The organism is Gimesia maris (genome assembly GCF_008298035.1).
GTDB lineage: Bacteria > Planctomycetota > Planctomycetia > Planctomycetales > Planctomycetaceae > Gimesia > Gimesia maris.
On record NZ_CP042910.1, the window covers coordinates 5,654,331 to 5,675,837 of the forward strand.

General features: G+C 52.1%; 14 protein-coding genes. 6 read left to right on the top strand and 8 right to left on the bottom strand.

Going from position 1 to position 21,507, the window contains the following annotated elements:
- Window positions 1–52 precede the first annotated feature (52 nt).
- Window positions 53–469: a hypothetical protein gene (locus GmarT_RS21010; protein WP_149303201.1), complete on the bottom strand. Its 417-nt coding sequence runs from the start codon at window positions 467–469 to the stop codon at window positions 53–55.
- A 396-nt stretch (window positions 470–865) separates the two neighbouring features.
- Here GmarT_RS21010 and GmarT_RS21015 point away from each other — a divergent pair, with 396 nt between their 5' ends.
- The 3 genes from GmarT_RS21015 (at window position 866) to GmarT_RS21025 (ending at window position 7,175) form a co-directional block, all read left to right on the top strand.
- Complete coding sequence (locus GmarT_RS21015; protein WP_002643934.1) at window positions 866–1,834, top strand: C-terminal binding protein; 969 nt, start codon at window positions 866–868, stop codon at window positions 1,832–1,834.
- Between the two features lie 152 nt (window positions 1,835–1,986).
- Entirely contained in the window at window positions 1,987–3,642 is a 1,656-nt protein-coding gene (locus tag GmarT_RS21020) for a coiled-coil domain-containing protein (RefSeq protein ID WP_002643933.1), read from the top strand.
- A gap of 431 nt (window positions 3,643–4,073) precedes the next feature.
- Complete coding sequence (locus GmarT_RS21025) at window positions 4,074–7,175, top strand: fused MFS/spermidine synthase (protein WP_002643932.1); 3,102 nt, start codon at window positions 4,074–4,076, stop codon at window positions 7,173–7,175.
- Window positions 7,176–7,188: 13 nt separating this feature from the next.
- Here the strand turns inward: GmarT_RS21025 and GmarT_RS21030 are convergent, their stop codons facing one another.
- Window positions 7,189–8,754, bottom strand: a complete 1,566-nt coding sequence (locus GmarT_RS21030; protein WP_230682450.1) for an arylsulfatase — start codon at window positions 8,752–8,754, stop codon at window positions 7,189–7,191.
- A 294-nt stretch (window positions 8,755–9,048) separates the two neighbouring features.
- On the opposite strand from GmarT_RS21030, the gene GmarT_RS21035 reads away from it, so the two are divergent.
- Entirely contained in the window at window positions 9,049–9,354 is a 306-nt protein-coding gene (locus tag GmarT_RS21035; protein WP_002643929.1) for a hypothetical protein, read from the top strand.
- 28 nt (window positions 9,355–9,382) lie between these two features.
- Here GmarT_RS21035 and GmarT_RS29580 read toward each other — a convergent pair whose 3' ends face one another.
- The 3 genes from GmarT_RS29580 to GmarT_RS21045 are packed head-to-tail and all read right to left on the bottom strand — an operon-like array spanning window position 9,383 to window position 12,780.
- Complete coding sequence (locus GmarT_RS29580; protein WP_002643928.1) at window positions 9,383–9,550, bottom strand: hypothetical protein; 168 nt, start codon at window positions 9,548–9,550, stop codon at window positions 9,383–9,385.
- Window positions 9,551–9,606: 56 nt separating this feature from the next.
- Complete coding sequence (locus GmarT_RS21040; RefSeq protein WP_002643927.1) at window positions 9,607–11,052, bottom strand: glycoside hydrolase family protein; 1,446 nt, start codon at window positions 11,050–11,052, stop codon at window positions 9,607–9,609.
- 24 nt (window positions 11,053–11,076) lie between these two features.
- Window positions 11,077–12,780 (bottom strand): GntP family permease, encoded by a 1,704-nt coding sequence (locus tag GmarT_RS21045; protein ID WP_002643926.1) that lies wholly within the window; start codon window positions 12,778–12,780, stop codon window positions 11,077–11,079.
- Window positions 12,781–13,045: 265 nt separating this feature from the next.
- On the opposite strand from GmarT_RS21045, the gene GmarT_RS21050 reads away from it, so the two are divergent.
- Entirely contained in the window at window positions 13,046–14,914 is a 1,869-nt protein-coding gene (locus tag GmarT_RS21050; protein ID WP_002643923.1) for a DUF1549 domain-containing protein, read from the top strand.
- A 72-nt stretch (window positions 14,915–14,986) separates the two neighbouring features.
- Window positions 14,987–16,267, top strand: coding sequence for a DUF1501 domain-containing protein (locus tag GmarT_RS21055; RefSeq protein ID WP_002643922.1), 1,281 nt, complete (start codon window positions 14,987–14,989; stop codon window positions 16,265–16,267).
- A 44-nt stretch (window positions 16,268–16,311) separates the two neighbouring features.
- On the opposite strand, the gene GmarT_RS21060 is transcribed toward GmarT_RS21055, so the two are convergent.
- The 3 genes from GmarT_RS21060 to glgA all read right to left on the bottom strand — a co-directional run bounded on the left by GmarT_RS21060 (window position 16,312) and on the right by glgA (window position 21,433).
- Window positions 16,312–18,507: an alpha-amylase/4-alpha-glucanotransferase domain-containing protein gene (locus GmarT_RS21060; RefSeq protein ID WP_002643921.1), complete on the bottom strand. Its 2,196-nt coding sequence runs from the start codon at window positions 18,505–18,507 to the stop codon at window positions 16,312–16,314.
- A 386-nt stretch (window positions 18,508–18,893) separates the two neighbouring features.
- Window positions 18,894–19,877, bottom strand: coding sequence for a galactose-1-phosphate uridylyltransferase (locus GmarT_RS21065; RefSeq protein ID WP_002643920.1), 984 nt, complete (start codon window positions 19,875–19,877; stop codon window positions 18,894–18,896).
- 44 nt (window positions 19,878–19,921) lie between these two features.
- Window positions 19,922–21,433, bottom strand: coding sequence for a glycogen synthase GlgA (gene glgA / locus GmarT_RS21070; protein WP_002643919.1), 1,512 nt, complete (start codon window positions 21,431–21,433; stop codon window positions 19,922–19,924).
- Window positions 21,434–21,507 lie beyond the last annotated feature (74 nt).

Sequence of the window (21,507 nt, forward strand, 5' to 3'; positions counted from 1 at the left end):
TAAAGCCGGCACTCAGCGCAGAATGGGAGAGACAATCAGAAAAGAGCGGTCTCTAGATCAACCAGACCGTGGTCAGGGATTGCGCGCGCACGCCCGGTGACAGAAAGACCGAAGCGGAACTGAAAAACGGCATATGATCGACATACTGTTTTTCACGGGCAGAAAATAATTCGTCCCAGAGCGGCATCAGACTGATGAGCTGGGAAGATTCTTCGTGCACCTTGACAGTAGTCGCTGCCAGATAGGAACATCGGCCCTCCTGGCAGGGATCCGAATCCTGCTGAACCGGATCCTGCTGATCGGGCTCTTGAGAACAGTGATCTGACTGGGCATGCGAATGCTTGTGCTCGTGCGCCGCGTGGGCTGCTTCATGCTGGCAGAGTTTCACTGTCTGACAGGTGTCATGTTCACCGACATGACAGTCGTGCGCATGATGCCAGCCACATCCCAGCACTGTGTGGGACAGCATCGATATCAGCATCAAAATCACTGTCAGATGTAAATACATGAAAAACCTTTGAATCCAATGAACTTCTCTTGAATCATGTCACTTAACCCCAAATGTGTCAAGCTCTCTCTCCATAAGACGCAAATGGAAGGCCAATCAGCAAACCAAATTCGTAATTTTAGTTAAGTGTTTTCATTTCAGAACTTTAGAGTGACGATTCCATGCACGGAATGATAAAATTTCAGCCTCTTGCTGTCGCAGGACTGATCCTGCTGTGATCAATCTGACTCTTAAGTTCTGGTAATCATGAGTTCCGTATAGAATTGCGGAAAGTCAGACTTGTAAACAGAACTTAAAAATAAGATGCTGAACGAACAGAATTCTCGAAGCGTTCTCACAAAATAAAGGGAGTGATTTGTGTCTGCGAAATATCGTGTGTTAATTACGGATCGTGCGTGGCCTGACTGTGAAGTTGAAAAGCGGGAATTGGCGCGTGTTGATGCGGAAGTCATAGAAGCCCCTCCGGGAGCCGATGAAGCCAAGTTAGTGGAATGTGCCTCGGGCGTCGATGCGATCGCCACCTGCTGGGCCCAGGTCACCCAGGCAGTCATCGACGCGGCACCGGACTGCAAAACGATTGCACGGCTGGGGATCGGGCTGGATAATATTGATGTCGCATATGCCACTTCGCTGAAGATCCCGGTTACGAATGTGCCCGATTACTGCATTCCCGAAGTGGCCGACCATGCGATTGGCCTGATGCTGGCCAGTTTAAGGAACATCGCCTTTCTCAATCAGCAGATCAAACAGGGTATTTATGATCTGTCTGCTGCTCCCGTGCCTCGCCGAGTCGGTTCGTTAACGCTGGGACTGTTTGGATTCGGTCTGACAGGACAGGCAGTCGCCGAACGGGCACGGGCATTTGGTATGCAGGTAATTGCCACAAATTCTTCAGGTAACGACTATGGTACCGGCACCCGCATGGTTGCGTTCGAGGAGTTGCTCGAAGAAAGCGACGTCATTTCGATCCACGCACCACTGACAGATGCGACAGAATATCAGTTCGACGCGGCAGCTTTTCAGAAAATGAAGTCGACGGCGATCATCGTCAATACCGCTCGTGGAGCACTGATCGATTTCGATGCGTTGAAAACAGCGGTGAAAAATGAAGACATTTCGGGAGCGGCGCTGGATGTCTTTGACCCGGAACCCCCTGACCTGTCTGACCCGTTTTTTCAGCATGACCGGATCATTACAACGCCTCATGCTGCGTTTATTTCCCAGGAGTCACTGGACGAACTTCGACAACAGGCAGCTTGTCAGGTGGCAGATGTACTGGTGGGCAAAAAGCCCAGCAATGTGGTAAATCCTGCAGTATATGAATAATCGCTACCACCGGCAGAAGGATGTCGAAAAAGTGCATCACCCAGTCCGGGTATCCCGCTGAGACTGCTTTCACATAAGCTAGGCTAACCGTAGCTGTCCTTTATTTTTAGCTTAAAACCATGTGAAAGGTGAACAGACTCAGGTACGAATGGATGGAACCCGGTCAAGACGCTCCTCAACCTGATCCGCAGTCAATGCAGATTGAATCACAGCCAGAACAAGGCTCTGAATCAGATCGCCAGGAAGAACGTACGCGCACCGCCGCAGAGGTTGAGAGACAGGAAGCGCAATTGATCGCCCAATGGGATGCGGAAAAGATTCAGCACATGGCAGAGCTGGAAACCGAACTCCTGGAAAAAGAAGAACTGGTTGAGAAACTCACCGAACAGTTGACGCAGGTGGCAGAACGCCTGGAACGCAGCCAGCATACCAGCCACGAACAGAAAGCCGCCGATAATCACCGGATTCAGGAACTGGAATCGATTCGGCAGGAAGAAGAGGCGCTGATCGCCGCTCTCAAGGACCGGTTATCCCAGGTGGCAGAACAACTGGAACGCAGCCAGCAGAGCCAGCCTGCATGGACAGAATCGGATCAGCAACGACTGCAGGGACTCGAAACGGAGTTGCAGGAAAAAGAAGCTCTGGTCGCCACTCTGACCGAACGCCTGTCTGAACTCGCGGAACAACTCAAATCCACCCAGCGTGAAAAAGAAGAGCTGAGTGCCGCAGATCAGCAGCGAATTTTAGAACTGCAGACGGAACTCGAAGAAAAAGAGCAGTTGGTCGTTATCCTGACGGAACGCCTGGAACAGGTCGCCGAACAACTGGACCGCAGACACCGCACGGGTGCTGATCGTGGCATGACCATTTCCAATGGAATTCCCCCTGAGGTCATCGAAGAACAACAGAAACTGACACACGATCTGCATTCACTGCTTGAACAATGGCAGGGCATGGAGACCGAATCAGCCCTGACTCGCATTGAACTGCAGATTGCTGAACTGAAAAAAGTTGTGCAAGATGGTTTCGAAAAGGGACCTGCTGCCCCCCAACCTGCCAGCCTGGTTGATTACCTCTCTTCACCGACCATTCCCGGCACCGAAGAATCAGAGGTCCATGAAGAAGAAACCGTCGAAGAAGAATCTCCGGCCTGCGAACCGGTGGAAACGACTCCCAGTGAACTCAATGCAGATTCGACAGTCAGCGGCTGGGAGGCCATGAAGCAGAAACTGATGTCAGGAGAGGGAGTGGATGTCTCCACAGACCTCGCCCGAAAAACAGCCCCTAAACCGGAACCGCCCAGGAAACCGGAAAGTTCTGCCGGTTCCCTGTTAAATTCCGTACCAGCCGGATCGGCGGGACGCACGCTGGCGAGTTACAAACCTCCGATTCCTGATCCCCCTGTTGAAATCGAGGAAGAGTCAGCATCTCCAGACCAACTGGTCGCAGCGATTCGTGAACGCGATCTGTATATCAGCGCATTAATCAAACGTCTACGTGAAGCAGAAACAGCAGTCATCCCCGTTAACTGGGAACAGTTAAATAATGCTCCGACGGAACTGCTGGAACAACTGCAGGCATTACATCATGATCTGGAGCACAGCCTGGGTCTGGCCGAGGTCGAGATATCGATTGAACGCGCCCGTCTGTCGCGCACCCAGTCGATGCTGCAGAATCGTGAAGAACAGATTCGCAAAAAAGAAAAGCAGCTGGGACTGAACCTGGAACGCAGCGAGGAAGAAGAAGTCCCTGCTGAAAAGCCTTTGAATGAAGAACAGAAAAAACGCTGGCTTGGCTTTCTAAATTAAACTGCGTTTGCCTTCATTAATTATTCACAATTCAGACTCCGCTCAGGAACGGCGCGTACAGCGACAGGGAGCCCCCCTTCGCAAAGGTTGGAAACAGCGCACATCAGCCTGCATCTTCTCTTGAAACCCGTGATTTCCCGCCTCATATTCATCAGGCAACAGACAGTATCGACAGTTCCTCTTGAGTCTCATATCAGATCTCAGCCGGTTACCTCCGTTCTATTAACCCGGGTCACTCTCTCTCGGTCCTTCTTGATATCTTGACATCGATCAGTCATCATGTTGGCACGGATTCTGCAAGCGGGCCTGCATTCTTCTACTATACCAACTTCTTATAATACCCATGATTTCTGCTTCAATGCAGTCAGTCGGAGAGAGTCTTGAATCAACCGGTACCAGAACGTAACGCCCCTCTCTGGATCCTGTCATTAATGCTGCTGGTCTCTGGCAATTGTGCGTTGATGTTTCAAGTGGTCTGGATTCGTGAGCTCCGACTGGTATTCGGTGCGACGACTGCTTCTTCCGCTGCCGTGCTGGCTATTTTTATGGCGGGTCTGGGGCTGGGGAACTGGCTGTTCGGGAGCAGGATCGATGCTGCAATTCGTCCCCTGCGGTGCTACGGTCTGCTGGAATTGGGTATCGCACTGACAGCGGGGATCAGTCCTTTTCTGCTGATGCTTGTACGACAGATGTATGTAAATATGGGAGGTCAGGCTGCGCTGGGTCCGGAACTGGCAACACTTTCACGCCTGGCAGCTTCTGCGATGATCCTGGCTGTGCCTACCATTTTGATGGGAGGCACCATGCCTGCTGCCGCCCGTGCGGTCTCAAATGCTGCCGACCCGCATCGTCGCGGTGTTGCGTTGATCTACGGGTTGAACACGATTGGTGCTGTCCTCGGTGCCGGGATTGCTAATTTCATGTTGCTGGAAGCACTGGGGAATCGGGGCGTACTCTGGTTCGCCTGCGGGATCAATCTGCTGCTGGCAGTCTCTGCCCTGTTGATCTCGAAAAGATTATCAAGCAGCAGCGAAAGTGAAACACAGACTCTGACGGACTTACCGCAAGCGGTCAAACATGAACAGGCAACACTTCAGCAGGAGCGATTGGGCATCGTCTGTCTCGCATCAGGAACGGTCGGATTTGTCTTCTTTCTGATGGAGATCGTCTGGTATCGCATGCTGGGGCCGCTGCTGGGAGGCACGACTTATACCTTCGGCCTGATTCTCTGCGTAGCGCTGCTTGGTATCGGAATCGGGGGGGCTCTGTATGCGATCCTGGCACGACTTGTGAAACCGACACTGTCATTACTGGCATTCGTCTGTACGCTGGAAGCATTCCTCATCGCGGTTCCCTTCTGGTATGGAGATCAGATCGCGTTCTGGGTATTGCAGCAGCAGAGTCAGCCTGTCGCTACGTTTCTGGCCCAAGTCTGGAACTGGTTTCAGGTCGGCGCGTTTGTAATTTTTCCCGCGGCACTCGTCGCCGGCTTTCAGTTCCCACTTTTGATTGCCATAGCGGGGACAGGTAAAGAACATGTCGGCAAACATGTCGGCTGGACCTTTGCAGCGAATACCCTGGGAGCAATTTCCGGCTCAATTGCCGGGGGATTTTTCCTGCTGCCTGTTTTGACCGCTCCGGGACTCTGGAAACTGTCGATCTGCCTGCTGCTGATTCTGGGTCTGACCTTGTTACTGGTCGGTCAACGCTGGAAATCAGTCTCGCTCGCGACTTCCGTCGTACTCTCTCTGGCCACGATTTTCATGATTCTGGAAACAACCGGTCCCACCGCAGTCTGGAGACATGCCGGGATTGGGGCCCGCCGCGCCAGTCTGGATGAAAAAGGAGCGAATGGAGAGCGAAACTTCTCAAACACAAAAAATCGTCAGTGCATCTGGGAGGCGGAAGGGCGGGAATCGAGTGTCGCCATCACAGCGACCGACAGCCTGGCTTTTATCGTCAACGGTAAAAGCGACGGGAACGCGTTTGGCGATGCCGGTACCCAGATCGGCCTGGGACTGCTGGGCCCCCTGCTCCACCCTGCACCACGGACCGGACTGGTGATTGGACTGGGTACTGGTGAATCCGCCGGCTGGATGTCTGCCGTCAAAGAGATGACTTCGGTCGATGTCGTCGAGCTGGAACCGGTCGTCCTGGAAATGACGCAACGCTGTTCACAGATTAATGCAAATGCGCTGAAGAACACGAAACTCACGCTGCATTTTAACGATGCCCGCGAGTTTTTACTCACCAGCAAAAAACAGTATGACCTGATCGTCTCGGAGCCATCCAATCCCTATCGGGCCGGCATCGCGAATCTCTATACCCGGGAGTTTTATGATTCGGTTTCCACCCGTTTGAATCAGGATGGCCTGTTCCTGCAGTGGCTACAGGGTTACGAAGTTGATGACAGCACGGTTCACATAGTGCTGCAGACTGTCCGATCTGTGTTTCCAGAAGTTCAGATCTGGCGAACCAAAGCCCGCGACATGGTTCTGGTCTGCGGTAAATCGGAGCAGGCATTTCAGTACCAGTTGGACTCACTTCAACAGAAACTGAAGCAGCCCGTGATAGCGGAAGGACTCAAACAGGGCTGGTCTGCCATTGACGTGGAAGGCGTGCTGGCTCACTTCGTCTGTGGGAATCGCACCATCAATCAGTTACTGGAGTCTCACTCAGAGCCGATGAATCTGGATGATCGTAATCTGCTGGAATACGCGTTTGCGAAAACCGTTGGCAAATCGACACGTTTTTCGATTCACGATCTGCACGATCGTGCGGTCCGGTTGAATGATGACCTGCCTGTTACACTTGGCACAGAGGGTCAGGAAAAAGTCATTCAAAGACGGCTGGCAATGCAACTCAGTCTGGGAGGCACCGTTTATATTGCCGATTCATTGTCTGAAGTACAGCAGACACGGGGAGAGGCCTATAACCGGTACCTGGCCAGACATTATCTGGATGCCCTGACGCGTTTTCAAAAGTTTGAACCGGATTTGAGCTGTCCGATTGAAACTCTGGTCTACGCACACACACTGGCAGAATCCGGGGTGCCTGTTCCCGATAAACTGCTGATGAAAGTCCGAAAGCAAAATCCCACCGAAGCTGCCGCGATCGAGACCATTGCCGCGCTCCAGCAGAAACAGAATGACGCAGGACTGCAGAAGATCATCGAAACATTGAAACTGCTGCAGGACAGCCCGTGGGGAAGTCGGCAACTGCTGGATGCTGTATTGTTCAAAGCCGTCAGTCTGTGTGATCTGGATTCAAATTATGCTGCTCCCCTGTATGAGCACTTACAGCGGCCCTTTGCCCTCTATCGTCTGGAAGACAATCGACTGCTGGTACGATATCTGATCTCAGAAAAAATGGACAATCAGCAGATCATCGATTCGTTACAGACCATGGAACCGAATGTTCCCTGGAAGGAATGGCTGCTGGAAAAACGGGCCCGGGTGTATTCAGCCGGGAAACATCCACTGACGGAACAGGCCCGAAGTGAACTCTCGCAGTTCAAACGGGCAAAGCATTGAAGCGGAAACAGTCTCAGGGGATCTGCTTCCCCCGTTGATGTTTTTGCTGCGCGACACCGGTTTTATCGGCCCACTTTTGCCAGTCCGCTTTCATCTGCGCGACACGCTCGGGATATTGCGATGCCAGATTATTTGTTTCGGTGCGATCCTGTTCGAGATCATACAGTTCCCAGCGATTGATATTGCGATCCGCGACCAGTTTCCATTTTCCCTGGCGGACCGCCTGGTTATTTCTCAACTCCCAGAACAGAGAGTCATGTGGCTCACGTATTTTCCCCTGAAGGATGGGCACGATACTTTTTCCATCAACGGGCAGAATTTTGTGAGACTGAAATGTCGCAGGATAGTCGGTTTCAGCCAGTTCCACACAGGTCGGCATGACATCAATGATATGAGCCGGCTGGCGGGTGAGGGAATTTGCTTTGATCTTACCAGGCCAGCGCACGATCAACGGAGTTGAGATGCCTCCCTCATGCATCCATGTCTTGAAACGACGAAACGGCGTATTCTGTGGAAAGGCCCAACTCGGCCCACAGGTGGTGTAGTATTCTTCAGGACCGGGAATCTGCTCCGGATTGGCGCCACCTGGCTCGCTGGCATCGGGGCCATTATCGGAAAGAAACATCACAATCGTATTGTCATCCACGCCTGTCTCTTTCAACGTTGCCATCAGGCGTCCGATATTCTGATCCATACAGTCAATCATCGCGGCGTAGACTTCCATGCGTCGTTCCTGCCAGTCGCGCGGGTACTTGTCCTGTTCCCAGTCAGCTGATTCCGGATCGCGTGCCGGCAGTTTCCACTGTGGATCAACGAGTCCCATTTTCAACTGCCGCTGATAACGTTCATTGCGTAATGCTTCCCAGCCTGCTGCATAACGTCCCTTGTATTTTTTGATGTCTTCCGGTTTGGCATGCAGGGGATAGTGTGGAGCCGTGTAACAGAGATGCAGAAAGAAAGGTTTATCAGTCTGAGAATATGTTTTAATTTCCTGAATGGCATGGTCGGTAAAGGCATCTGTCGTGTAAAAGTCGTCGGGGAACTCGGTGATGCGCGTTGTATTTTCAGCGAAGAAGCGGTAACCATCGCCGGTAATCCCCCGTTTGAATTTCGGATCGCGGTAGTAGGGATCAAAAAAGTTACAGCAGCCATCCAGCAGGCCATAGAAATCCTGAAATCCACGGTAAACCGGATGGGTCGATTCAGTTCGTCCCAGATGCCATTTGCCACTGAGCGCCGTCTGATATCCGGCCTGCTGCAGGACTTCGCCGATTGTCACCATGTTACGGTTCAGATGCGGTCGCGGATAGCGGGGATACAGCCCAGTCACCAGTGAAGCCCGCGTCGTCCAACAGACCGCGTTGTTATAGAACTGGGTAAACCGCAGCCCTTCTTTCGCCATCCGATCCAGATGAGGCGTCTGCACTTCGCCGCCATAACAGCCGATATCTGACCAGCCCATGTCATCACACATGATCAGAATGATATTAGGGCGTTTGATTTTCTCTGCCGCCTGAACAGCCGAATGTGAAAGCAGCATCAACAATAACACCAGTAACAGATTAGCGCGTAACATCATCAGCAAAAACTCCCTTTTGGAAATCAATGGTTTGCGGTTCCAGTTTCGGATCCTGCATCCATGATCGTGCCTGACTGCAGGTAATGCAATGCTTCTCCAGGTTCTGCAAATCGGCGTTCAACACACTGATTGACTGCCCTCCGTTTTCACATCCACAACAATTACACTACAACCTGATTTTATCACCCTGTCCATAATCAGATTGTGTGATTTTGCGATAGAATTGGTATGATCGTGTTTAAATAAATCCTTTTCTAAGCATCAAATTATCTGAAATCGCAGGGAATCATCTCTATGTCCACAACCACAATGCCTCCAGAATCCCGCAGGATCACGCCGAAGTTTAATCTCGCTCTCTTCGCCTTTAATGCCCTGGCAGGGATCATCAAATTCAGCCTGTTAGCTAGAGTGGGTCTTGGCGGACTGATACTGACGTCTTTTCTCGATGCCGTTTTGACAATCTGCATTCTGTTGATCGTAGCGTGGTTTGTGAAAGAGTTCTGGATCCGGCTGATTTCCGATCTGTTTTCTCTACGGAATATCGATTACCAGGAAGCCATTGCCATCGTGCTGGTGTTGAGTATGCTGGGGTTGAGTTGAGCATTCAGTTATGCATTAATCAAAACTCTCACTTAGACGTCCCAGAAGATTCCTGTTGGGATTCTGTATTTTCTTCCAGCGATGCAATGCGTGTTTCCAGGGCTTTCACCAATGTGGAGAGCCGATTGGCTTCTGCCAGAGCGCCTGCCCCCAGTGAGAAACCCATCAACCCAAAGATCCAGGTAAAGCCTTCCATGATATCTCCTCTCCTGCTTGAGCAAGCTCTTCATTTTGTTGTCACATTCTTCAGGCTTACCGATCAAACTGGAACGAGTACAGATCACACTCCTGCAGTTCGAATTTCAGCCGAACCGGCTGTCCGGCGAGTGCAGCCAGATCGGGCTTATTGTTCCACTCTACGACGCAATCAATTTTGTCACCAATCACCGGTCGACAGTCCTGCATCGTAAAACCGGAAATGGGACTGCCATCCGCTTTTTGAATTTCAACTCTCAGACTGCCGGCAGCACTGGTGCTGAAATTCAAGGTGAGCTGGCTGCCCGTAAAAATGAAAGGCTTCGTCAACAGGCTGCCTGGTTCTGAACCGGCATTTACAGAGACAAAGCCATCGGTCCGCAACACGTAACGATCGCCGCTGCGATGATAGATTGAAATTTCTGCGGGCCCGGTAGGCAAAACATTTAACGCTACATAGTTGGCGCGATTCTTCCACTGCTCTGGATCAAGGCCCGGCCTGATGAATGCGTGCGTGAAGAGCCGGTCGTATTTTGAGGAACCGGCGCGCGTCGTCATGAAAAGAATGTCAGTTGCGTTGACGTCCTGTTGATCGTACTCAGGTGCATCCCCGCGACCGGGAACAAAACGGGTCGGCAGTGCGATGTAAATATGCGGCGCCCGAAAGTAGGGATGTGTCTGATTCGTGTAAAGGTGCTCGCCCGGTCGATTCGGGTTCAGAGCGACCGGTTGACTCCAATGCTGAAAGTCAGGACTCGTCGTGCGGCTGATACTGCGTAAACGTTCGGGATCGGTCCAGGTGCGGAAATAACAGATGTATTTCTGCTCCGCTTCGGACCAGAACGCGACATTGGCCGAATCAAAAGCGTGCCGCCACTCGGGTTGATAGGGAATCACTTCCCCTTGTTTCGTCCAGTGAATTCCATCGGGAGAGACAAACGCAAACAGTCCCCGCCCCTGCTCTTTCAAACCCCGCTTGTCCCCCGGTCCGGGATATCCCGCTAATGCTTTGTAACGTTCCGCAGGTTTCACGTCGGCACGCGTGTCGAGAAAAGGTGTGAAGTTGGTCAGAAAAGGAGGCTGCCTGGCAAGGATCACATTATTATCACGCGTGCCGGCGACTTCATGCAGGCCCAGTTTCGGAAATTCCCATTCGTGACCATCCTGACTGACGGCGTAATGCACGGTTTCCCCCGGATGCCCGGTATGTTTATCGCCCTGATAAGCTGGATCGGATCCCCGCCACCAGGCCTGGAAACGGTCGCCGTTTTTGATAACTGTCATCATGTGTCTGACAGGTAGTGGGGATTTGGCTCGTGGTGCTTTGACAGGATGATGCAGTTTGAGCATGACGCCGTCCAACTGGTCAATCAACAGGCGATCCACAAACAGTTCCCGCCGGGAACCGATGTCAACAGGCTCAGCTCTGGCTTCACTGTTTAAGACGATCATCAGTGCAAGAATGATTAACTTCACTGCATTTCCAGCGGTAATCCATTTCATCAATCACAAAACCTTTCAAACACGCTAAGCCATCGGGAAAAACTGAACTCCCAGCAGGACGACGATAAAACCGACAATGCCCATCAGAGCGGTCATGGGGCTGATAAATTTCAGGGTTTCGCCTTCGGTCATACCGCTCATTTTTCCGATGACCCAGAAGCCGCTGTCATTCATCCAGGAGATCGGCTTGGAGCCACAGCCAATGGCCAGTGCCAGGTAGACCGGATGAAAGCCGAGTGTCGTGGACTCGGCGATGCCCCCCAGAATACCGACGGTGGTGATCATGGCGACTGTCGATGAGCCCTGTGCAGTGCGGATGGCGGTGGTGATCAGAAAGGCCAGCGTGACCAGCATCAATGGTGAGACCTGTGGCAGAGATTCAATGAGGAAACTCACACCTGTCTGTTGCAGGACACTGCCAAACGCGCCGCCAGCAGCCGTAATCAGGATGATCACGCCCCCCGTATACAGGGAGGTCTGGATCGATTCGGACAGCGCTCCCATTGAGGATTTTTTCTGTCGAATGAGTGTCCAGAGCGCAATGACCGTCGCGATACCCAACGCGATGTTTTTGTTTCCCAGTGTGGTAATCAGTGTTTGCGACTGCTCTGAAAGCTGGCTGCTGATTGTTTTAAATTTCAACAGCGTAGAACCGGCGATGAGGACGACAGGGAGTAGAATTGGTAGCAGCGACAACCAGAGTGGCGGCAGGTCTTCGATTTTTTTCGTGGCGAGTTTCTGAAGATCTTCCTGGGTGACATCGGCTGAGTCCCGAAAGGGAAGTTCACAGTGTTTGTTAATCAGAGTGGCATATCCGAGCCCGAACAGAGCGGCGATACTGCCCACAATCAGGCCGCCCATCATCATGGTGGCGATATCGACATTCAACTGTTCGGCCACAAATAATGGTCCGGGGGTTGGCGGCACCAGGGAATGGGCCATGGTGCCTCCGGTTACAATCGCGAGGACATACAGCAGATAGTTTTTACCGGTGCGGATCCGCATTGCTTTTCCCAGCGGGATGAGCAGGTAGAAGACGGTATCAAAAAAGACGGGGATCGCCAGCAGAAAGCCACTGGCCATAAAGGCAACGGGGGCCAGTTTCTCGCCGACAAACTGAATCGCCGAGCGGACAATGCGTTCGGCAGCGCCACTTTCCAGCAGACACATGCCGATAATGGCAGCGAGGGCAATCAGAATACCGATCTTGGCACAGGTGGAACCGAAGCCGGCGGCGACACGTTCGCCGACTGACTTTTTACCTTCCGCGATTGCCGCATTATAATGTGTGGGTGTGATGGCGAAGTCATCCAGGCGTATCAGGCGGCTGGCACTGTCATCGCGGACATTGAGTTCGGCGATGCTGATTCTTTTATTGTCTTCGTTAAACTGGGCAGTGACCCGCTGAACCTCAGTCTGGGCGATCGGTATCAGTGGGAAGCGGGGTTGTTCGGTCCCCATAATCATCAGCATCATGCCGGTCTGCAGGCTGCCTTTTTTGTCCACCTGGACCACGAGACTGCGGTTGTCTTCGCTGACTTCAATGATTTTGAAACTGTTTTTCCTGAGTGCCGTCTCTTCAATCTGTTGTACGGGCGTCAGCACTCCTACACAAATGGCACCTGCCAGCAACGCCAGGAAGGCATGCAGACGAAAAAACAGGACGCCACCAATGACGATGGCGACCCCGGATAAAATAACAATAATGACCCAAGCGCTCAGTTCCATTATTCAACCAGTCCGGCTTTTAGTTCAGATTAAATTAATTTACGAAAATCACCTTTTTTTCGACACATTCAAAGTTAAGAAGGGTTTAATAGCCAGTATCAGGGATTGCAGTCATGTCACCCGGTCGAACGGTTCGAATCATTCGGCCTGGATGAAATGGTTGTAAAACAGGATACATTCTGAAGATCAGCAGTTTTTGAATCACTCTGACTCCTGATCGAAAACAGGAACCATTTCCCCGGCTCTATCTAACAGGTTAAACGCCATGACGAGTTTTACCCGGAAACGAACGATTCCCATTGCCTGCTTGTTTCTCGTGACAATGACCGTTCCATTATGCCAGTCTGCGGCATTCGCGGCAACAAAGAGTGCGACTCAATCAGATAAACGGCAAAGAGTCGATGCCGTTGCCATGGCAGAAAAGATCGATCAACTTCTGGAAACGGAATTCAAAAAATCGAATATCAAGCCGGCTCCCCTGGCAAATGACGAAGACTTTCTGCGTCGCGTGACGTTCGACCTGGCGGGCCGCAAACCTGCTAACTCGGAAGTCATTCTGTTCGGTCTGGATGCGAGCCCCGGTAAACGGCAGGCGGTGATTGACGATCTGTTGAAATCTGAAGAGTACGGTGTCAACTGGGCCCGTTACTGGCGGGACGTCATCTATCTGCGGGCCACCGATGCCCGGTCACGGATTAATCAGAATGAATTCGAAGACTGGATGACGACACAGCTCAACCAGAATAAAAGCTGGGATCAGATTACCACAGACCTGCTGACTGCCACCGGCGACGTTCGTGAAAATGGAAATACCGCTTTGATTTTTGCCCACCAGGGGGACCCGGCCGAGCTGGCTGCGGAAACTTCGCGTATCTTCCTGGGGATTCAGATCCAATGTGCGAACTGCCACGATCATCCTACTGACAAATGGAAACGCAACAGTTTCCATGAACTGGCGGCCTTCTTTCCCCGTGTGCGGGTTCGCCCGGTACGTGATGCCACGCCACGGACGTTCGAAGTGGTGTCCATGGATCGGGGAGCAGACGGCAATCAGTATGCTCAACGTATGAAGATCCTGCAGGATCCTTCGATGCTGTTCCGTCTGTACGATAAGAACCGTGACGGTAAACTGACTGAACAGGAAGTCCAGCGGACCCGGATGGCCCGCGGTTTTGAACAGATGGTGTCCCGTGCGGACAAAGATGGTGACAAGGCGCTGACTGCGGAAGAGATCAAGAGTATCCCCGTTCCCGACAACATGCAGCGGTTCATGACCGAATATCATATGCCTGATCTCAATGACCCGACCTCGATGGGTAAAGTCGTTCAACCCGTCCTGTTTGTTGGCACCAAAGCCCCGGAAGGCCTGGACGACATCGAACGACGTGAAACACTTTCGAAGTTTTTAACCACGCCATCCAACGTCTGGTTCTCGCGGGCCATTGTCAACCGGCTCTGGGCCGAAATGCTGGGTGAAGGGTTTTACACGCCCATTGACGACATCGGCCCGGAACGAAGTAGCGTCTACCCCGAGGTTCTGAATACATTATCGGAAGGCTTTACTGCCAGTGGCTACGATTTGAAATGGCTCTGTAAGACCATTACCAACACACGCGCTTACCAGCGTGAAATACAGAAGAAAACCGAGCAGCAGCATACACCGTTCGCGGCACAATTGCCCACCCGGTTGCGAGGCGACCAGATTTTTACCGCGATCACCCAGGTGTTCGGAGTGGACGATCTGCAGGCCAACCGGAACATCGGCAGCCGACGCTACCAGGGTAGCCGCACCGCCCGCGGGCAATTCAGCACACTGTTTACTTATGATCCTTCGACTTCGCAGGATGAAATTACCGGCGATGTCCCCCAGGCGTTATTTATGATGAATTCGAAAACCCTGAACGAAATGCTGGGGACCGACCGGAATACGAAACTGGCACAGATCGCCAGGGACTTTAAAGATGACAACGATGCGATTCAGGAACTGTATCTGCTGACACTTTCACGAGTACCCGGCAAGGCAGAATTGAAAATCTGCCAGGACTACATTCAGGAAGCAGGCAACCGGAATGACGCGCTCGAAGATCTGATGTGGAGTCTGTTGAATTCCAGTGAGTTTATCACCAAACGCTGAACGATTCCCGACAGACTTTTTGTAACCAGTTTACTTTCCAATCAATTTCCCCCTCATTATGAGGAGTTCGTTATGAGTCTTTATCACCACCAGCAGGTTCAGGCAACCCGAGGCGGTTTTTCGCGTCGTAGCTTCATCCGCAATGTTTCGCTGGGAGCATTGGCAGCCGGCACTCTGAGCTTTCATGATCTGATGAGCGTCTCCGCGGAAGAACTCCGCAAACAGGGTCGTTCAATGATCCTGCTCTGGATGTCCGGTGGCCCCAGCCAGTTTGAAACGTTTGACCCGAAGCCAGGCACATCGAGCGCCGGTGACAAACAGGCGATTAAGACCGCCGTTTCCGGAATTGAAATCGCCGAAGACTGGAAAAACACCGCAAAAGTGATGTCGGACATCGCGCTGATTCGCTCCATGACAAATAAAGAAGGGAACCACCAGCGGGCCACCTACCAGATGCATACCGGGTATGTGCCTTCCGGGAGTGTGAAACATCCGAGCCTGGGTTCGAACATTGTCCGTGAAATCGGTGACCGCGAACTGGATATTCCCTCAATCGTCTCTGTCGGGGCAACGGAAGGGGCCGGTTTTCTGGGTGTGGACTTTGAGCCATTCAACATCAACAATCCGGGGAACATTCCCGACAATGTCGCAGCAACCGTGACAGACAAACGCTATCAGAAACGCCTGGGACTGCTGGGCCGACTGGATACCGAATTCGCCAGTCGTGGCGGTGAAGTCGTTGTAAAGAACCATAGCAAGATTTATAACAAAGCCTCTTCGCTGGTAATGAGCCCGCAAACCAAAGTATTTGACTTGAGCCAGGAATCGGCAGAACTGCGTCGAGAATACGGAGAGAACAACTTTGGTAAAGGCTGCCTGCTGGCAAGGCGGCTGGTGGAAGCAGGTTCCACATTTATCGAAGTCCGTTCCAATGGCTGGGACAATCATGCTGATATCTCAGAAACGCTTTCCCCGCGCGCCCAGGAAGTGGATGCCGGAATGGCGGCCTTGATATCCGACCTGAAACAGCGGGGCATGCTGGATAAAACTCTGGTGGTCTGGATGGGTGAATTCGGCAGAACGCCGAAGATCAATGCCCGTGCCGGTCGCGACCATTATCCCCGCGTCTTCTCAGCCGCCCTGGCCGGTGGTGGCGTCAAAGGAGGACAGGTGATTGGCTCTTCGACTAAAGATGGTTCCGCCGTCCAGGACCGACCGGTTGAAGTGACCGACCTGTTCTGTTCGATTTGTCAGTCGTTACAGGTCGAACCCCGCAAAGAAAACATGAGTCCGCTGGGCCGGCCGATGAAAATCGTCGATGGCGGAAAAGTGGTCAACGAACTCTTTTCCTGAGAACTCTTTTCCTGAACTTCACCAGAGGACCACACAGTCCAGGCTTATGCTCCGGAAGCGGCTGCTTCACTGAGTGCTTTGGCCTGGGCTGCCGAGGTATCCATGGAAAGCGTAATGGTAACAGACCAGCGGCCATTTTCATCCGCGACGAACTCCCAGTGCGGGATCACCACGGAACTCTGATGCACAAGTTCATAGCCGCCTTCAGACTGACTGATGGTTTCAATCGGGAACGTCCAGATACTGGCCGGCGCGGAAAGATCCAGGGCTGCATCCAGTCCCAGCCATTCATCGACCAGGCCAATGCGGTCCGTTTTTTCCAGATCGAGTTTTGACTCGAGCTGGCCGAGTTGTTTGCCCAGATGATTGTAGTAATAGCGGTCACTGGCTCCGGCGGCCATGCCGGCAAAGTTAAACTCGACGCCAAAATTCAGCGGGACATCTGCAGGCAGATGTGAAAGTTCGTAATGAATTTCCAGCGAGCCCGAAGCATTCTTCGCCAGGGAAACCGTTTTCGTGAGTTCAATTTCATAAGGACCGACATAACCTTTACGAACCATTCGTACTTCGCAGTCCTCATCGGTTCGTTTGAGCGAACTGAGATAGACTCCCTGCACAAAATCGCCCACTTCCCCGCCGCCCTGAATAACGGTCTCCAGGTCGACGCCTGGCTGGAAGAAGTGATCCACCAGTGATTTGCGAGGGGTATGATCGTACTGCAGTTTTTTCTCAAGGCCGGGCTGTTTGAAGCGGACGGCATTATGAATTTTGCCGATATCCTCTCCGTTCTGCGAACCTTGCTGCTGTTCAATGGCTGCCTGGCGAATGATATCGTGATATGGCTCAGGACGTCGATCAAGGGTCGCCAGCAGATTATGTTTGGCACCCCGCACGTCCAGTTCATATAGATGCCCGCCTTGTGCCGGTGCGAGATAACAGACCAGGCGATTGCTGGCCATCCTGATCTCTTTCCGGGCATCCAGATTGAAGTCACCCACTTCTACTGCGAGCCAGTTGGCATCCCGGTGCGTAATTTTCTCCAGCAGCGTGTCGGCTGAGATCAGATGTTTGTAAATCGCGTTCCGCAGGTGAGGCAGATACAGCCCGCCGAATGCGCCGTGCCAGTAAGGACAGTTACATTGCGCGCGGTAAAGCTCGGTGCGGGCTTCGTGCAATGCGGGCAGGTCTTCTGCGTCGACGCCGGTCTCTTCCAGACTCTGCAGACGGTTACTGACATGCAGCATCCGGGTATACATTTCGTTGAGTTCCGCGTATTTAACCCGGAAGTTACGCCAGAATCCGCCACGCAGATAAGGTTTGAGCCGATCAAAGCCTTCGGCCTCTGCAAATTTTTCTTTGAGCTCGGCCAGCTCCAACTGTCGCTCTGAAGAGAGCGCCCACTCATTCATTTCACGGTAACTGGCATCAGGCAGATAACAACTGCCCAGCGGCGAAACGGTATCGACCGATTCCGAAAGTGTGGTGACTTTCAACCAGTCGCTGTTCTGTCGCAGCAGGTCGAGAAACTTTCTCAGCCAGCCATCGCGGTAAACGTGATCGTAGGTACCTGGCCAGGCGCCGAATTTTTCCCCGTCATCACCGAAGACAACGACTGAATGAGGATGATGGTCGGCAATCTCTTTCAGGTAATGAATTGTTTCTACGGGATCGGTAAAAGGAATCTGGTAGCGGAGTGTTTCATTGTCCGGGAAAATCTTGAGCAGGCGGCCTTCGTCTTCTGAAAGATAGTAGCCGTGCATTTTATCTGCGCGAATTCCGGCAGCACTGAAGTGGGAATCATCCAGCAGGGTGAATTCCATGCCGGCATCAACCAGATCAGAGACAAATGACTGTTCCCAGACCCGTTCCGGCACCCACATGCCGCGGACCGGGGTTCCAAACAGTTTTTTCAGATAGTCGGAATAGGCGGTAATCTGTCCGATGCGGTCACATCTGGGAATGCCTGCCAGGATCGGTTCATAAAAGGGGCCGCCCAGGATCTCGACCTGCCCTGATTCCGCCAGTCCGCGAACCCGATCGATGTATTCCGGATGCGCTTCGACAAGCCATTCCATCAGGCTGCCTGAGGTATGCAGAGAAAAAGGGATATCAGGGTATTCTGATAAAACGTCGAGAAATGGTTGATAGCTGTTTTGATAGGATTCTTCAAAAACGCCTTCAAAATTCCCAACGGGCTGATGGTTGTGAATGACCAAAACAAGCCGAAGTCGACAGCCCATGGGCCGCATCCTTTCATCCGTGTGATACACAGAACTTTCGATTACGCTGTAAAACTGAACGGTATCAAATACGTGGCGGGTCGCCTCGCAGCCTGCGTTAAGCGCTGTACCAGCAGGACTTGAAACGATTCTGGCTTATCTTAAAGCCAATCTTTTTGTAATCATAGAGGACTTTTCCGGATAATAAAATCCAAGTCCCCTTAAAATCGACACGAACGATCTCGAAATACCGCTGGAGGAAGGTCAATTGTTAAAGCAGGTAAGATTTCACCAGTTTGAGTAACTGCGACAATTCCTAACGCGATACTTACCTCTCTATTTTCCCTGAGTGATATCCCTGTAGTCCGAACCGGAACCGGGTGAATCAGAAAGACGGTCTAATGTGTTCAGGAGCACAACTGCCGTTTCAGTTGCTCAATGGCGTGCTCGGGATAAACCGGGTTGATGAAGGCATTGGAGGCGAGTTCAAATCCCGCGAGATGAGTCAGACGCGGATAGATCCGCAGACTCCAGGTATAGCCATCCTGTTCTCTGGTATCATAGGGGGGCATCTGGATCACATAATTGAGATCGTGACGTCCGAGCAGCGATTCCAGACTAAATAAAAGACGACGGGTGATTATTGCCAGATCATCGAGTTCCCGGTCGCTGGAGTGATCGAAGTGTGTTTTCAGAGATTGGGGAATAACCCATGTTTCAAAGGCGAAGCGGCTGGCGTAGGGACAGATGATATCAAAATAATCGGTGGACATGACCCGTCCGGAAAATCCGTCTGCTGAGTCTTGCGCTAAGGTTTTGAAGAGCGAACAACCATGCTCAGACTGATACTCCCGAGCCTGCTGCACCTCCTGCTGGAGCGCCTGCGGGATCAGATGACTGGCGAGGAGTTGTGAATGTACGTGTCCCAGTGAGGCGCCGCCCAGGATCCCCTGATTTTTGAAGACGAGCGCGTAGTTGATGCGGGGGTCATCACGATGGGCGGCGACCCGCTGTCGATAAGCCTGAAACATATACTGAAACTGTGTCGGGGAGAGTCGAGATACCTGGGTCTCAAACTGGGGACACTCGACAATGACCTCATGGACGCCATATTCTTCTGAGTCGGAAACGGGAGTCAGCGCAGGATACTTGTTGGCAACGACTCTCAGCTTCCAGCCTGGCTGGTTGGCCCTGGTATCTGGAGATCGGATGGCAAACAGTTCCGGCGTAGTCTCGGATTCTTTTCCTTCCGCAAACGGATCGGAGTCAATCTGTTCCTGTGTGGGGACATAATGATTGGCATTTTCTGAAAGTTTGATAGGCCGCCGGGCACGTTCCGGCGCAAAGATGGTGGTAAAGCCGGTAAGAGGGTCGGTTCTGATCTCTGACATCGATTCCCGTCATCATAAAGGGATAAAAGAAGTTTGACTGCCTGCTAAGAAGTGGCAGACACTGACTGGCTGCTCTTATTTCGATAACTGCTGGCACGCTGATAGACGGACAGGTAGTTTTGAGCACTCTGTTTCCAGGACCAGTCTTTTGTCATGCCATTCTGAATCAGCTGATTCCAGAGCGGCTTATCGTAGTATGCATCGATGGCGCGCCGCATCTGTCGATAGAGTACCGTCGCATCAAAGTGCCAGAATGAGAAACCATTTGCGGTTCCGTTCTCCAGGTTCTCAGCGTGTGCATCCACGACGGAATCGGCCAGGCCTCCGACTTCATGGACAATGGGGACTGTCCCATACAGCAGACTATACATCTGATTCAAGCCGCAAGGCTCAAACTGGCTGGGCATCAGAAAGAGATCCAGGCCGGCCTCGATCTGGTGTGCCAGCCCTTCATCAAAGCCGATATATGTGGCCACTTTATCCGGGAAGCGTTTCGCAAGTTCAGAGAAAGCGGTTTCATGTCGGGGATCGCCGGTTCCCAGAAAGACCATCTGAACGTCAGTCGCCAGTAGATTTTCGGCCGCATCCAGAATCAGGGAGAAGCCTTTCTGATCAGTCATCCGCGAGATGGTACCCAACAGAGGGGTATCCGGTTTCCGGGGCAGCCCCATGCGTTCCTGGAGAGCGGCTTTGCACTTCGCTTTTCCTTCAGACAATGTATTGACGGAATAATGGGCGGCCAGATGCGGATCGGTCTCAGGATTCCACTCACTGGTATCGACTCCGTTCAGAATACCAACCAGTCTATCAGAGTGAGATTCGAGTACGCCATTCAGACCATAACCGAAGCGTTCGGTGCGGATCTCTTTTGCGTAGGTAGGACTGACGGTGGTGATCATGTCCGAGAAGACAATCCCGGTTTTGAGCAGATTCAATTGACCAAAATATTCCATCTGATGCCGGTTGAAGTATTTCCAGTCAATACCGGTCAGCAGCATGTCCCAATGCCAGTACTGTCCCTGGAAGGCCATATTATGAATCGTATAAACGGCGGCTGTATTTTCGAATCCGGGCCGATTCTGATATTCAATTTTCAACAGTGCCGGTATGAGTCCGGTCTGCCAGTCATTGGAGTGGATGATATTCGGCTGCAAATTGAGCTGTGACGTGAACTCCATCACCGCGCGACTGAAGAAGATGAACCGTTCACAGTTGTCCTGATAATCTCGTCCATTTTCATGATAGAGCTCGGGACGATCAAAATAGCGTGGCTGATCAATCAGATAAACATCCACTTTCGAATCGGGAAAAGACGCCTTTAACAGGCTGGCTTCCACCTGCTTGCTGCCGACAGGGATCATTACTTTTTCAGGACAGGGTTCGAAATCGTCGGAGGAAATGCCGCGTCTGGCTGTCGACTGGGGATAAAAGGGCAGAAACAGGCTGACTTCATGCCCTTCTGCAGCCAGTGCTTTCGATAATGCGGAGGCCACATCGGCCAGTCCACCTGTCTTGGCAAATGGAATCGCTTCTGAGCTCGCTACGACGATTTTCATAAATTCCCAATCTATTCGGATCTCAAATCCTGCTGAATGTCTACAATGTTTTGTAGCATTCTATACGTAATCAA

What these genes read in the sequence shown, in the direction of transcription:
- GmarT_RS21010 (WP_149303201.1), bottom strand. Translation starts at nt 469, where the DNA reads ATGCTGTCCCACACAGTGCTGGGATGTGGCTGGCATCATGCGCACGAC.
- GmarT_RS21020 (WP_002643933.1), top strand. Translation starts at nt 1,987, where the DNA reads ATGGAACCCGGTCAAGACGCTCCTCAACCTGATCCGCAGTCAATGCAG.
- GmarT_RS21025 (WP_002643932.1), top strand. Translation starts at nt 4,074, where the DNA reads ATGCTGCTGGTCTCTGGCAATTGTGCGTTGATGTTTCAAGTGGTCTGG.
- GmarT_RS21030 (WP_230682450.1), bottom strand. Translation starts at nt 8,754, where the DNA reads ATGATGTTACGCGCTAATCTGTTACTGGTGTTATTGTTGATGCTGCTT.
- GmarT_RS21035 (WP_002643929.1), top strand. Translation starts at nt 9,049, where the DNA reads ATGTCCACAACCACAATGCCTCCAGAATCCCGCAGGATCACGCCGAAG.
- GmarT_RS29580 (WP_002643928.1), bottom strand. Translation starts at nt 9,550, where the DNA reads ATGGAAGGCTTTACCTGGATCTTTGGGTTGATGGGTTTCTCACTGGGG.
- GmarT_RS21040 (WP_002643927.1), bottom strand. Translation starts at nt 11,052, where the DNA reads ATGAAATGGATTACCGCTGGAAATGCAGTGAAGTTAATCATTCTTGCA.
- GmarT_RS21045 (WP_002643926.1), bottom strand. Translation starts at nt 12,780, where the DNA reads ATGGAACTGAGCGCTTGGGTCATTATTGTTATTTTATCCGGGGTCGCC.
- GmarT_RS21050 (WP_002643923.1), top strand. Translation starts at nt 13,046, where the DNA reads ATGACGAGTTTTACCCGGAAACGAACGATTCCCATTGCCTGCTTGTTT.
- GmarT_RS21055 (WP_002643922.1), top strand. Translation starts at nt 14,987, where the DNA reads ATGAGTCTTTATCACCACCAGCAGGTTCAGGCAACCCGAGGCGGTTTT.
- GmarT_RS21060 (WP_002643921.1), bottom strand. Translation starts at nt 18,507, where the DNA reads ATGGGCTGTCGACTTCGGCTTGTTTTGGTCATTCACAACCATCAGCCC.
- GmarT_RS21065 (WP_002643920.1), bottom strand. Translation starts at nt 19,877, where the DNA reads ATGTCAGAGATCAGAACCGACCCTCTTACCGGCTTTACCACCATCTTT.
- glgA (WP_002643919.1), bottom strand. Translation starts at nt 21,433, where the DNA reads ATGAAAATCGTCGTAGCGAGCTCAGAAGCGATTCCATTTGCCAAGACA.